The organism is Rhodococcus sp. NPDC056506, from assembly GCF_042794945.1.
Classification (GTDB): Bacteria; Actinomycetota; Actinomycetes; order Mycobacteriales; family Mycobacteriaceae; genus Rhodococcus_F.
Map to the genome: position 1 here is coordinate 1 of NZ_JBHTSW010000073.1, position 15,571 is coordinate 15,571.

The 15,571-nt window shown below is 61.0% G+C and carries 2 protein-coding genes; both read left to right on the plus strand.

The genetic code is table 11. The features are described from left to right. Window positions 1–6,374: amino acid adenylation domain-containing protein (locus tag ACFQ6H_RS29180; protein WP_378650318.1), on the plus strand; the 6,374-nt coding region annotated here is incomplete at its 5' end. Window positions 6,375–6,467: 93 nt separating this feature from the next. Beyond that, a partial coding sequence (locus tag ACFQ6H_RS29185) for an amino acid adenylation domain-containing protein (RefSeq protein WP_378650320.1) occupies window positions 6,468–15,571 on the plus strand: 9,104 nt, incomplete at its 3' end.

Consider the following 15,571-nt stretch of genomic DNA (forward strand, 5'->3'; position numbering starts at 1 on the left):
CGTCGCCGGTGTGTGTGGTCAGTACTTCTGATGTTGGTTTCGATGCTGGTGTGGTGCCGGTGGTCGAGGTTGATGTTGTTGATGTGTCTGGTTTTTCGGATGCTCCTGTTTCGGATGTGGATCGGGTTTCGCCGTTGCGGTCGGGGAATACGGTGTATGTGATTTTCACGTCGGGGTCGACGGGTCGGCCGAAGGGTGTGGCGGTCAGTCATCGCAGTGTGGTCAATCAGGTGTCGTGGTTGGCGGAGCGTTATGCGGTGTCGGGTTCTGATGTGGTGTTGCTGAAGACTCCGGTGACGTTCGATGTGTCGGTGTGGGAGTTGTTTGTTCCGTTGGCGGTGGGTGCTCGGTTGGTGGTGGCTGCTCATGATGGTCATCGGGATCCGGGGTATTTGGCGTCGGTGGTGGCGGCGGAGTCGGTGTCGATGGTTTCGTTTGTGCCGTCGATGTTGGAGGTGTTCGTCGATCAGGTGGTCGATATGTCGGAGGCGACGATTTCGCGTCTCGGTGGTGCTGGGTTGGGTTCGTTGCGGGTGATTTTCGCGGCGGGTGAGGCGTTGCCGGCGTCGGTGGTGGGTCGGGTGTTGTCGGTGTTGCCGTCGGTTGAGGTTCATAATTTGTATGGTCCGACGGAGTTCACGGTGCATGCGACGGCGGCGGGTCCGCTTGATGGTGTGGGTGTGGTGGTGCCGATGGGTGCTCCGGTGTGGAATTCGTCGGTGTTGGTGTTGGATTCGCGGTTGCGTCCGGTGCCGGTGGGTGTTGCGGGTGAGTTGTATTTGTCGGGTGTTCAGGTGGCTCGTGGGTATCACGGGCGGGTGGATTTGTCGGCGGAGCGGTTTGTGGCGAATCCGTTCGGTGGTGTGGGTTCGCGGATGTATCGCACGGGGGATGTGGTGCGGTGGATCGGTGTGTCGGGTGAGCTCGAGTATGTCGGTCGTAGTGATTTTCAGGTGAAGTTGCGTGGTCAGCGGATCGAGTTGGGGGAGATCGAGGCTGCGGTTCGGGATCAGGTGGGTGTGGGTTCTGTGGTGGTGGTGGTGTGGCGTGATCAGTTGGTTGCGTATGTCACTGCTGCGGTGGGGTCTTCGGTTGATGTTGATGTGGTGAAGGTGGGTGTGGGGGAGCGGTTGGCGTCGTATATGGTGCCGTCGCAGTTTGTGGTGTTGGATGCGTTGCCGCTCAATGCTTCGGGGAAGTTGGATCGGAAGTTGTTGCCGGAGCCGGTGTTCGAGGTTGCGGTGTTCCGGGCTCCGGTGACGGCGGTGGAGGAGATCGTTGCGTCGGTGTTTGCCGAGGTGTTGGGTGTTGATCGTGTGGGTCTCGATGACGATTTCTTCGAGCTCGGCGGCAACTCTCTCAACGCCACTCGCACGATCAAACGAATCGCCGATGCTCTCGACACCGAACTTTCGGTTCGAGTTCTGTTCGAAGCATCCACGGTGCAGGATCTCGCGGCACATGCCGAAAGCCGGACCGGTTCGGGTGGGCGAGTCGCGCTGACCGCTGTCGAGCGGCCAGAGCGGATTCCGCTTTCGTTGGCGCAGCAGCGTATGTGGTTCCTCAACCGATTTGACGGGAGCGCTGCGGCGTACAACATCCCGATGGCGCTGCGCCTTCAGGGTGATCTCGATGTCTCGGCGCTGAGCGCGGCCATCTCTGATGTGATCGGGCGGCACGAATCACTTCGAACCGTCTACCCGGAAATCGGAGACGGTCCGGTGCAGGTCGTCAAGCCCGTGTCGAGTTGGTCGGAAGAAATCGTCGCAGAACCGACCGGCGTGGACGAGCTCGAAGGTGAGTTGGTTGCGCTGGCGTCGACGCGCTTCGACGTCACACGCGAGATTCCGATTCGTATCCGGTTGTTCCAGTTGGCTTCCGACGAATACGTACTCGGTGTCGCGATTCATCATATTTCCGCCGACGGTTCCTCGATGGCTCCGTTCGCACGAGATGTCGTGACCGCATACGCCTCGCGGGTTGCCGGGTACACACCGTCCTGGGCTCCTCTCGACGTTCAGTACGCCGACTACAGCCTGTGGCAGCGAGAGGTGCTGGGCAGTGAGGAGGACGCGGGATCTATTGCTTCGCAGCAGATTGCGTACTGGAGCGATGCTCTTGCCGGGCTGCCTGATCAGCTTGCACTTCCCGCCGACCGGCCGCGCCCAGCGACGCAGTCCTTCCGCGGCGGTTACCTGCATTTCGATATCGATGCGGAGTTGCATGCGCGGTTGAGCAGTCTTGCCAGGGCAAACAATTCGACGCTGTTCATGCTCACGCACACTGCGTTCGCGATGTTGTTGGCTCGACTGTCCGGAACCGAGGACATCGCGGTGGGTACACCCATTGCAGGACGTGGTGAGCGGGCACTCGACGATCTCATCGGCATGTTCGTGAACACCTTGGTGTTCCGTACACAGATCGACAGCGGTGCGCCGTTCCTCGACCTGCTCGGACGTGTCAGGGAGACCGACCTTCAAGCATTCGCACATTCGGACGTTCCGTTCGAGCGACTCGTGGAGGTGCTCAACCCACCGCGTTCGACCGCTCGTCATCCGCTCTATCAGGTCGGCTTCCTGTTCCAGAACATGGAAACCGGAGGGCTCGAGCTTCCGGGACTCACGGTCAAGGGCGTCGATATCGACAACGGGGTCGCGCAGTTCGATCTTCAGTTGATCGTCAGTGATCGGTACGACGCCAACGGATCTGCAGCCGGCATCACGTCGATGTTCAGCTACGCGCATGATCTGTTCGACGAGTCGACCGTGCAGGACTTCGCCGATCGATTCGTGCGTTTGCTCGGGGAGATCGCGTCCGATCCGTCGTTGACCGTCGGCGACTTCGCGCTGCTGGATTCGTCCGAGAGCGACCGGATCCTGAACCGCTGGAACGAGACCGATCACTCCGTCCCGGAAGCCACTCTGGTCGAACTGTTCGACGATCAGGTCGGTTCGAACCCAGGCGCGGTGGCATTGGTCGCAGGAAACACGTCGCTGACCTACGCCGAGTTCGATGCACGTGTCAACCGACTCGCACGCCATCTGATTGCAACCGGTGTCGGTCCGGAGTCGTTGGTCGCGTTGGCAATCGAGCGATCGGTCGAACTGCTGGTCGCCATGTACGCGGTGGTGAAGGCAGGTGGTGGATACGTACCGATCGATCCGAACCACCCGTCGGACCGCATCGAGTACGTGTTGACCATGGCAGATCCGGTCTGCGTCCTCACGGCCACGACCACTGCGCAGAATCCGGCGTTCGGTGATTCCGTGATCGAGGTGGACACGATCGATCTCGCGTCCTACGCGGAAGTGACGGTTACCGATGCGGATCGCAGTGCTCCACTGCGAGTGGACAACACCGCCTACGTGATCTTCACGTCGGGATCGACGGGGCGGCCGAAGGGCGTCGCGATCTCGCATCGGGCGGTGGTCAACCAGATTCTCTGGAAGCGCGATCAGTACAGCCTGGACCGATCCGATGCGATGGTGCTCAAGACCGCGGCAACCTTCGACCTCTCGGTCTGGGAGTTCTGGTCGGCACTGACATCCGGTGCACGACTGGTGATCGCCGAACCCGAAGGTCACAAGGACCCGAGCTACCTGCTCGACCTGATGACCCGGGAGAAGGTCACGACGCTCCACGTGGTGCCGTCGATGCTCGCGATGTTGCAGTCGGCGTCCGAAAATCGCCTTCCGGAATCCCTCCGTCAGGTGCTCGCGATCGGTGAAGCGTTGCCGGCCGCGACCGCGACCGAGTTCGCAGAACTCAGCGACGCGCAGTTGGTGAATCTGTACGGTCCGACCGAGGCCGCGGTCTCGGTGACAGCGCACGTCGTCGGTTCGGGCGACACGACCTCGGTGCCGATCGGTGCCCCTGAATGGAACACTCAGGTGTTCGTGCTCGACACGCGTATGCATCCGGTCCCCGTCGGAGTCACCGGGGAGCTATACCTCGCCGGTGCCCAGCTTGCTCGCGGCTATCACGGACGTGCGGATCTGACGTCGGAACGATTTGTGGCCAACGTCTTCGGTGACGCGGGTTCGCGGTTGTACCGCACCGGCGACCTCGTCCGGTGGACGGAAGACGGTGAACTCGACTACGTGGAGCGCGCCGACTTCCAGGTCAAGATCCGTGGCTACCGCATCGAACTCGGCGAGATCGAAGCGCTTCTTCGCAAACAGGCCGGCGTGGACTCCGCTGTGGTGGTGGCCAAGTCGGATGCGCGTACCGGTGATCGACTTGTCGGCTACGTCGTTCCTCAAGGCGGGGAAAGCATCGATGTCGAAACATTGAAGCGGACTCTTGTGGCGGAGTTGCCGAGTTACATGGTGCCGGCGGCATTGATGGTCTTGGACGAACTACCGCTCAACATCAACGGCAAGGTCGATCGCAAAGCCCTGCCCGACCCCGAATTCGAGGCGACCGAATTCCGTGCGCCGACCAACCCCGTCGAAGAGATCGTCGCGGGTGTGTTCGCTGACGTACTCGGTGTCGCGAGGGTCGGACTCGACGACGACTTCTTCGAGCTCGGCGGAAACTCTCTCGTCGCGACGCAGGTCGTGTCGAGGCTGGGTGAGGCGTTGGACGCGCAGATTCCGGTCCGTGTGATCTTCGAGGCCTCGAATGTCGGGGCATTGGCGTCGAGGGTTCTCGAACACGCGGGATCTGGTGGCCGCCCACCGTTGGTGGCTCAGGTGCGTCCGCACGAGATCCCGCTGTCGTTGGCGCAGCAACGTATGTGGGTGCTCAATCAGTTCGACAAGACATCGGGTGCGTACAACATCCCGGTCGCGATCCGGCTGTCCGGCGCACTCGATGTCGACGCGCTTAACTCCGCGGTGTCGGATCTGATCGAGCGTCACGAAGTGCTCCGGACGGTATACCCGGACCAGGGCAACGGACCGGTTCAGATGATCCTGGCTCGCTCCGCAGCGAGGGTGGGACTGGAAGTGATCGCGACCGACGAAGCGTCGGTCGCCGAGCAGGTGGCTGACACAGTTCGCGAGGGCTTCGATGTCACGACAGCCGTTCCGTTGCGAATCCGTCTCTTCGAGGTGGACGAATCCGAGCGGGTCCTCGTCGTTGTCATTCACCACATCAGCGGTGACGGCTTCTCGATGGCTCCGTTGATCAGAGACACCATGGTCGCGTACACCGCGCGCTCCGGCGGAGAGACGCCGGAGTGGGCTCCGCTCGAAGTGCAGTACGCCGATTACGCGCTGTGGCAGCGTGAAGTGCTCGGATCGCCGGAAGACGCGGACAGTCAGCTGGGCCGTCAACTCGCGTACTGGGTGAACGAGCTCAAGGGCACTCCGGAGCTTCTGGAACTGCCGACCGATCGGCCGCGGCCGGCGCGGGCGAGCATGCGCGGTGCGGAATTCGAGTTTGCGGTCGATTCCGAGACCACGGACCGGCTCGCCACGATCGCACGGGAGCAGAACTCGACCGTTTTCATGGTGGTTCACACTGCCCTGGCCGTGCTGCTGGCGAAGATGAGTGGATCGAACGACATCGCAATCGGTACGCCGATCGCGGGCCGAGGTGAACGGGCTCTCGACGATCTTGTCGGGATGTTCGTCAACACGTTGGTCCTGCGAACGGAGATCGCTCCTGCTTCGACGTTCGTCGACCTTCTGGCACACGTGAAGGACAAGGACTTGTCGGCATTCGCCAATGCCGACGTACCGTTCGAGCGGTTGGTCGACGAACTGGGGCGAGAGCGCTCTCACGCATACTCGCCGCTCTTCCAGGTCATGCTCACGTTCCAGAACATGGCTCTCGGTACTTTCCAACTCCCGGGCCTCGAACTCTCTGCGGTCGACAACGGTTTCGACCAGGCGATGTTCGATCTGCAGCTCACCGGTATCGAGCAATTCGATGATGCCGGGGTGCTGTCCGGGCTGAGGATGCGTTTCACCTATGCGACCGACCTGTTCGACGAATCGACCATCGCGCTTTTCGCGGCGCGATTCGGGCGAGTGCTCGACGAACTGGTGACCGATCCCGAGGTCGTGATTCGTACGATCGACATCGTGACCGAGCAGGAACGCGAGGAAGCGAGTGCTGCCGAGCCGAAGTCCGCGGCAGATCTGCCCGAACTGGCAGCCGCGGCGGCGGCCGCCGATCCTGAGGCAGTTGCGTTCACCCACGGTGATCAGACGGTCACCTTCAGCGAGTTGTCGACCAAACTCGTTGCCATGCGTACCGCCATGGGAGCCGCTCTGGCCCCCGATGCTCTGGTATCAGTGTCGCTCGCCGGCCTTGTTCCGGGCATCCTGCCGGCACTCGGCGTCGACGGACTCGCCACACTTGTGAGCTCGGTGATAGCTGACGCACAGTCGGTGTCAGCGGGCCATGGGGGTACGGCCGGGTAACATTCAGTATTTGCCCAGTGAACGCCTCCGGCCGAGCAGAACACTGTGCTCGGCCGGGGCGCACTTCACGAAAGTCAGTTGGAGGAAGTGTAGATGTCCGTCGGTATTCCGGGACCGCAGTCGCTGACGATCGAAGATCTGCCGAAGTTGGTAGCCGCAGTTGCGGCGGTAGACCCTGATCGAGTGGCTCTGAGCCACGGTGGAACCGAAATCAGCTACGGACGACTCAATGACGAGTTGGTCACTCTCGACACCGCGATGGGCGGGGCATTGGGGGCAGATGCCCTGGTTCCTGTTGTCGTTTCCACGGTGCTGCCGGAGCTGATCGCCAGCGAGGCCGACGGTCTCGGTGCGGTGGTCGACCATCTCATCACCGACGGAACGTCGCTCGTCGAGGTGGCGGCGGAGTCCGATGCCCACGTGACCCTCGCAGGACTCTTCGACGAGCAGGTCGAGCGGACGCCGGATGCGCTCGCGCTGGATTACGACGGAACGCAGCTCACCTACGCACAGTTCGACGCGCGAGCGAACCGCCTGGCCCGTGAACTCGTCACGGCAGGTGTCGGACCGGACAGCCTCGTCGGTCTCGCGATGCGTCGATCGATCGATCTCCTCGTCTCGATGTACGCGATCGTCAAGGCCGGCGGCGCGTACGTTCCACTCGACCCGGATCATCCTGCCGACCGTCTCGGGTACGTACTCGAGATCGCGCAGCCCACGGCTGTGCTCACACGTACGTCCGATGCCGTGGTGCTGCCGCACGGTACCCCCACGCTCGACGTCGACACCCTCGACTTGTCGGGTCATGCCGAGACAACCGTCACCGATGCCGACCGGTTGGCGCCGCTGCGCGCGGACAACACTGCGTATGTCATCTTCACGTCCGGATCGACCGGACGCCCCAAAGGCGTTGCAGTCTCTCACCGTGCCATCGTCGCGAACCTGCAGTGGCGTCAGACCGAGTACGGATTCACTGCCGACGACGTGATCTTGCAGAAGACACCCTTCACTTTCGATGTGTCCGTGTGGGAGTTCTTCTGGCCGCTGCAGGTCGGTGCATCGCTGGTGATCGCGGAACCCGACGGACATCGTGATCCGGCGTACGTGGCTCGCACGATGATCGAGCGCGGAGTGACGGCGGTGCACTTCGTGCCGTCGATGCTCGCAGTGTTCGTCGCCGAACCCCTTGTTGCGCAGGTGAAAACCCTTCGATACGTGTTCGCATCCGGTGAGGCGCTGCCGGCTCGAACCGCGGCACGTCTACGCGAGGTCAGCAGTGCTGGACTCCACAATCTGTACGGCCCGACCGAAGCTGCCGTCGACGTGACGTACTACGAAACCGGTGAGCGAGATCAGGTGTCCGTGCCGATCGGTGCAGCAGTTGCGGACACCGAACTCCTGGTGCTCGACGACGCGCTCCGGCCGTCGCCTTCAGGAGTGGCAGGAGAGCTCTATCTTGCGGGGGTACAGCTGGCCAGGGGATACGTGTCGCGACCGGATCTCACGGCGGACCGTTTCGTGGCTCGGCCGGGCGCTACCGACGGATCCCGGATGTACCGAACCGGAGACCTGGTGCGCTGGCGCGGCGCCGGAGCGAACCGTCAGCTCGAATACATCGGTCGCACCGACTTTCAGGTCAAGCTCCGCGGTCTGCGCATCGAGCTCGGTGAGATCGAGGCGGCACTGCTCGATTGCGAAGGTGTTTCCCAAGCCGTGGTGGTCGTCCATTCGGACGAAACGATCGGTGACAACTTGGTGGCCTACATCGTCGCCGAGGGTATCGATTCAGAGTTTCTGACGTCGTCGTTGGGTGAACGGCTACCCGACTACATGGTCCCTGCCATGTTCGTCGAACTGGACGAGTTTCCGCTCAATGCCAGCGGCAAGCTGGATCGAAAAGCCTTGCCCGCGCCCGAATTCGTGTCGAAGACGGTTGAATACCGCGAGCCCGCGACACCCACCGAAACCGGTGTAATCGCGATCTTTGCCGATCTCCTCGGGCAGGATCGGGTCGGGGCAGATGACGGCTTCTTCGAACTGGGCGGCAACTCGTTGCTCGCCACTCGCGTGGTTGCGCGGATCAATGCCGAACACGGCATCTCCATCGACATGCGCAACTTCTTCGACGCACCCACCGCCGCAGAACTTGCCGTCTTCATCGACGAAGCGAAAATCTCAGAAGACCGCAAGGCTCACGTTCCCCTGATCCCTCGCGAGCGCCCCGAGTTGGTTCCGCTGTCTTTGGCACAGCAGCGCATGTGGTTCCTCAATCGATTCGAACCAGAATCGGCAGTCGACCATATTCCGGTCGCGCTGCGGCTCAGCGGAGTGCTCGATGTCGATGCGTTACAAGGCGCACTCGAGGATTTGATCGAGCGGCACGAGATCCTTCGGACTGTGTACCCGGAGGTCGACGGCGTCGGATATCAGCGCCTGGTCGACATTGCAGCCGTGGTACCGAACCTGACTCCCATACGGGTAGACGAGTCGGCGATCGTCGAGCGCGTGACCGACTTCGTCGCTCCGGGATTCGACGTGACCACCGAGGTTCCGATTCGGGCGGCACTCTTCCAGTTCGCCGCCGACGAATTCGTCCTCGTGTTCGTCGTCCATCACATCAGCGGTGACGGGTTCTCCATGGGACCGTTGACCAAGGACATCGTTTCGTCTTATGTGTCTCGGACACAAGGAATTTCGCACGATCTTGCTCCGCTGCCCGTACAGTTCGCCGACTTTGCACTGTGGCAGCGCGAGGTTCTCGGCAGTGAAGACGACCCGGATTCTCTGATCACTCGCCAGGTCGACTACTGGCGCCACGCGTTGGCCGGTATCCCCGATCAGCTCGATCTTCCGTCGGACCGCCCGCGCCCGCGCGTCGCGTCGAATCGCGGAGCCGGGCACACATTCACGATCGAACCGGAGCTCCACCAGGCTCTCAATCGAATTGCGCTGGACAACAACGCATCACTGTTCATGGTGTTGCATAGCGCCGTGGCGATTCTGCTGGCGCGGTTGTCCGGGACTTCGGACATTGCGATCGGAACGCCGGTCGCCGGTCGAGGCGATCAGGCTCTCGACGACCTGATCGGGATGTTCGTCAATACTCTCGTGCTCCGTACAGATGTTGACGTCAACATGTCTTTCATCGACTTGATCGCCCGTATTCGAGACATCGATCTCGATGGATTCGGTAACTCGGACGTTCCGTTCGAGCGGTTGGTAGAGGTGCTCAATCCCTCGCGATCGCAGTCGAGGAACCCGCTGTTTCAAGTGATGCTCTCTATGCAAAATCTTGGGCAGAGCACGCAAAGCAGCCTCGAGGTACCGGGATTGACCATTTCCGGGCTTGATGTCGATTCGGCAATAGCCAAATTCGACTTGCAGTTCACGATCTGGGAGTCCGACGCGACTGCTGCGTCAGGGGGCCTGAGTGTGGCACTCGTTTATGCGACGGATTTGTTCGACGAGGCATCGGTGAAATCTTTCGCCGGTCGGCTGACTGTGATTCTTGAAGCGATTGCAGCGGATGCCACGGTGGTGGTCGGTGATATCGATTTGCTCGATGCTGCCGAGCGTTCGGACGTTCTGGATTCTTGGATGGTTCCTGGTGTCGAGGTCGAACCCGGCACGACATTGGTGTCGATGTTCGATGCGAGGGTTGCGGGTGCGGCTTCGTCGACTGCCGTGGTGTTCGAGGATCGCCGGTTGTCGTTCGGTGAACTGGATGAGGCGGCAAATCGGTTGGCGCGCAATCTGATCGAGTGTGGTGTTGGACCGGAGTCGTTGGTGGCGGTCGTTTTGCCGCGGTCGGTTGAGTTGGTTGTCACGTTGTTGGCCGTGGTGAAGGCCGGTGGTGGCTATCTTCCGATTGATCCGACGTATCCGGCGGAGCGTATCGCTTTCACGTTGGCGGACGCGCGCCCTGTGTGCGTCGTCGCTGCGGGTGATGTCGTCGATGTCGAGGTGCCAGTTCTTGATGTGATGGCGTTGGACTTGGCGAATTACGACGGTTCCCCGGTCTTGGACGGTGATCGTCGTTCTGCGTTGCGTGCCGATGATATTGCCTACGTGATCTATACCTCCGGTTCAACTGGGAAGCCGAAGGGTGTGGCGGTCAGTCATCGAAATGTGGTGGAGTTGTTTGCGAATGCTCAGCCGCGGTTCGGTTTCGATGGTTCGGACGTATGGACGTTGTTCCACAGTTACGCGTTCGATTTCTCGGTGTGGGAGTTGTGGGGCCCGCTGTTGTACGGCGGCACTGTTGTGGTGGTGGATTACCTGACTTCTCGCTCGCCGGAGCAATTCCGTGAGTTGGTAGCGCGTGAGCGGGTGACGGTGCTCAATCAGACTCCTTCGGCGTTCTATCAGTTCGCCGAGGCGGATCGGATGGCTGGCGATTCGGCCGGCTCGTTGTCGTTGCGTCATGTGATCTTCGGCGGTGAGGCGCTGGATTTGTCTCAGTTGGTGCGTTGGTATGACCGTCATGACGATAGTTCGCCGCGATTGGTGAACATGTACGGGATTACCGAGACCACTGTGCACGTGTCGTTCTCTGCACTCGATTCGGTGATGGTTCGTGAGGCGACTGGTTCGGTGATCGGCCGGGGCCTTGGTGGATTGTCGGTGTTCGTACTCGACGATCGGCTTCGCCCTGTGCCGGTGGGTGTTCGAGGCGAAATGTATATCGCTGGTGGTCAGCTTTCGCGTGGGTATGTGGGCCAGCCCGGGTTGACTGCTGGTCGTTTTGTTGCGAACCCGTTCGGCCGCAGCGGTTCCGGTGATCAGATGTACCGGACAGGCGATATTGCACGGTGGAGTGTCGACGGGGTGCTCGAGTATGCGGGCCGAAGTGATTCGCAGATTCAGTTGCGTGGGTTCCGGATTGAACTCGGCGAGGTCGAGGCTGCGTTGTTGCGTGTGCCTGGGGTGGCTGGCGCTGTGGCGGTCGTGCGCTCGGATGTTGCGCTCGGTGATCGTCTGGTGGGGTATGTGGTCCCCGAGGCTGGCATGGATCTTGTTGCTTCCGTTGTGTCGACGAGGGTGAGCGAGTTCTTGACCGGGTACATGGTTCCGGATGCTGTGGTGGTGCTCGAGGAGCTTCCGCTGACGGTGAACGGTAAGTTGGATCGGAAGGCGTTGCCGGAGCCAGTATTCGAGGTGCGGGAGTATCGAACACCCGCGACTGATACGGAGTTGGCGGTAGCGGGCGTCTATGCCGACGTTCTGGGGGTCGAGCGTGTCGGGTTGGATGATGATTTCTTTGCTTTGGGTGGCAATTCGCTCGTAGCCACACGATTGGTCGCCAGGCTCGGGCGAGCGCTCGATACGACGATCCCCGTGAGGGTCCTGTTCGAAAATTCGAATGTAGAGTCGCTGGCGGCGGCGATCTCGTCACACGTCAGTTCCGGGAACATTCCGGCACTAGTCGCAGGATCTCGCCCCACGACGATTCCGTTGTCACTTGCTCAGCAGCGCATGTGGTTCCTGAGCCGCTTCGACCCCGAATCGGCCGTCAACAATATTCCGATTGCGCTGCGTTTGAGTGGCCAGTTGAATCTGTCGGCACTGCAGTTGGCCGTATCGGATGTGGTGGATCGGCACGAATCGCTACGGACGATCTACCCGGAGGCGGGTGGGCAAGGTCAGCAGGTGATTCTGCCTGCCTCAGAGGTATCTTTCGATCTCACCCCAGTCACTCTGGGCGGAACTCGGATCGAAGAGGCACTGCTGACGCTCGCTCTGGCAGGGTTCGATGTGACAATGTCGGTACCGTTCCGTGTGCAGTTGTTCGAGGTGGGGGCGGACGCATTTGTTCTCGCCTTCGTTGTGCATCACATTGCAGCGGACGGGTTCTCGATGCGTCCGTTGACTCGGGATGTCATGGTTGCTTACGCCGCTCGGGTTTCGAATGGCGTTCCGAATTGGACTCCGCTCGAGGTGCAGTACGCCGATTATGCACTCTGGCAGCGGGAGGTCCTCGGCGACGAGGACGACCCGAATTCGTTGATCTCGGCTCAGCTGGACCACTGGCGCTCCGTCCTCCGCGATTCGCCGGAAGTGCTTTCGTTACCGGCTGACCGACCCCGCCCGGTCGTCGCCTCGAATCGTGGCGCTACGTACCGCTTCTCCGTCAGTGAAGAGCTTCGGTCGAGCTTGGACTCACTTGCACGCGAGCGGAACGCGTCGCTGTTCATGGTGATGCATTCGGCCCTCGCCGTGCTTCTCGCAAGATTGTCCGGTACCAGTGACATCGTGATCGGTACTCCGGTTGCAGGGCGAGGCGAAAAGGCGCTCGACGATGTGATCGGTATGTTCGTGAATACGCTGGTCCTGCGGACTCCCGTGGACCTCTCGAGTACATTCCGTTCACTCGTCTCGGCAACGCGAAGGACCGACCTTCAGGCGCTAGGCAACGGCGATGTTCCGTTCGAGCGATTGGTCGAGGTACTGGACCCCACCCGATCGCAGGCTCATCACCCGCTGTTCCAGGTCGCGCTGTTCTTCCAGAACATGTCGCAGGATGCGTTGGAGCTTTCAGGTTTGGAGGTCTCAGGCCTCGAGTTCGACGCGGGTATCGCGAAATTCGACCTTCAACTGACCCTCGCTCCTCACATCGAAGATACGCACGAATCTGGCATGTTCGCCGAGTTCGCATACGCCACAGACCTATTCGACGAGTCGACCATTCGTGGATTTGCCGATCGTTTCACCAGGATCCTCGAGCAGGTGGTCGTGGATCCGTCGATCACCGTGGGTGACATCGAACTGTTGGAGGAGGCCGAGCGCGAGTCGCTGTTGATTGCGCGCAACTCCACCGCCCATGACGTTGAGAACAGCGAGACGTTGGCTTCGCTGTTCGACACCCGCGTTGCGTTGGCACCCGATGCTGTTGCCGTGGTGTTCGACGGCCAGTCGCTGACCTATGGCGAGTTGTCGGAACGTGTGAACAAATTGGCACGCAAGCTGATCGACAACGGGGTCGGGCCCGAATCGTTGGTGGCCTTGGCGATGCGTCGATCGCTCGATCTCGTAGTGGGTATGTACGCGGTGATCGCCGCGGGCGGAGCCTACGTGCCCTTGGATCCTGATCACCCGGCCGAGCGGATCGGGCACATCCTCACGACTGCCGATCCGGTCTGTGTGCTGTCGACGACGCGGGATGCTTTCGTAGCGCCGAACGGCGCCGACGTGCTGTTGATCGACGCTGTCGATCTCTCGAGCTATTCGGCTTCAATCGTTTCCGATGCTGATCGTCGTGGTCGACTGCGTGATGTGAATGCCGCCTACGTGATCTTCACCTCGGGTTCCACGGGCAAGCCCAAGGGTGTTGCGGTCTCGCATCACGCCATCGTGAACCAGGTCCTGTGGATGCAGGATCAGTACGCCATCGGCACAGAAGACGTCTATCTGCAAAAGACTGCAACGACATTCGACGTCTCGTTGTGGGGATACTTCACTGCGCTTTTGTCCGGTACGAGAGTGGTGCTGGCATCTCACGACGGACATCGAGATCCCGCATATCTGGCTGGTCTGATCGAAGATCATCGGGTGACGCTGACGGACTTCGTTCCGTCGATGTTGACCGTCTTCGCGACTTCGGTTCCGGAGCACGCATTGGTGTCACTGAGGGACGTCTTCGTGATCGGTGAGGCATTGCCGGTCGAGACGGTGCGCGCATTCGCTCGGGTGTCCTCTGCAGGCATGCACAATGTGTACGGCCCTACCGAGGCTGCGGTCTCGATCACCTACTACGAGGTCGACGGATCAGAGTCAACAGGGATTCCGATCGGGGTGCCCGAGTGGAACTCCCAGGTCTACGTGTTGGACAGCCGATTGAGGCCGGTGCCGGTAGGCGTTGCAGGTGAGTTGTATCTGGCCGGTGATCAACTGGCCCGCGGTTACGTCGCGCGACCCGATCTCACCAGTGATCGTTTTGTCGCGAACCCATTTGTGGAGACGAACGACACGGACGGTGAAGTCAATGTCGGTGGCAGTCGGATGTATCGCACCGGGGACCTGGTGTGGTGGAACACCGCAGGCGAGCTCGAGTATGTCGGGCGTACCGATTTTCAGGTCAAGTTCCGCGGACAGAGGATCGAACTGGGTGAGATCGAATCCGCTCTGCTGGCGCACCCTACGGTGGCTCAGTGCGTGGTCACCGTTGCATCCACCGATATGGGCGATCAGTTGGTTGCGCATGTGATCGCTGTCCCGGATTCGGTGATCGACGTGGAAGACCTGAGGAATGCACTTCCCGAGTCGTTGCCTGTCTACATGATTCCGAACGCGATCATGGTCTTGAACGAGTTGCCTTTGAACTCCTCTGGCAAGTTGGATCGGAAGTTGTTGCCGGAGCCGGTGTTCGAGGTTGCGGTGTTCCGGGCGCCGGTGACGGCGGTGGAGGAGATCGTTGCGTCGGTGTTTGCCGAGGTGTTGGGTGTCGAGCGCGTCGGGTTGGATGACGATTTCTTTGCACTCGGTGGTAATTCGTTGATTGCGACTCGGGTGGCGGCTCGGTTGGGGCAGGCGCTCGATGCGCAGGTTCCGGTGCGGGTGTTGTTCGAGGCGTCGTCGGTGGAGTTGTTGGCTGCGCGGGTGGAGTCGGAGATCGGTTCGGGTGCGCGGGTGGCGTTGACTGCTCGGGTGCGTCCGGAGAAGATTCCGTTGTCGTTGGCGCAGCAGCGGATGTGGTTCTTGAACCGTTTCGATACGTTGTCGTCGGCGAACAATATTCCGGTGGCGATTCGGTTGTCGGGGTTGTTGGATGTGGCGGCTCTGCAGGCTGCTGTGTCGGATGTTGTTGGTCGGCATGAGATTTTGCGGACGGTGTATCCGGAGGTCGACGGTGTCGGGTTCCAGGAGATCCTGTCGGCGGATCGGGTGCGGTTGGATGTGTCGCCGGTGGCGGTGTCGGAGTCCGATGTCGTCGGTGCGGTGACGGAGTTCTTGTCGGCTGGTTTCGATGTGGCGGTGGAGGTTCCGGTTCGGGCGCGGTTGTTCGCGGTGTCGGAGTCGGAGTTCGTGTTGGCGATGGTGGTTCATCACATCAGTGGTGATGGTGTGTCGATGGGGCCGTTGACGCGTGATGTGATGGTGGCGTATGAGGCTCGTTCTCGGGGTGAGGTGCCGGGGTGGGCGCCGCTCGAGGTGCAGTATGCGGATTACGCGTTGTGGCAGCGTGAGGTGTTGGGGTCCGA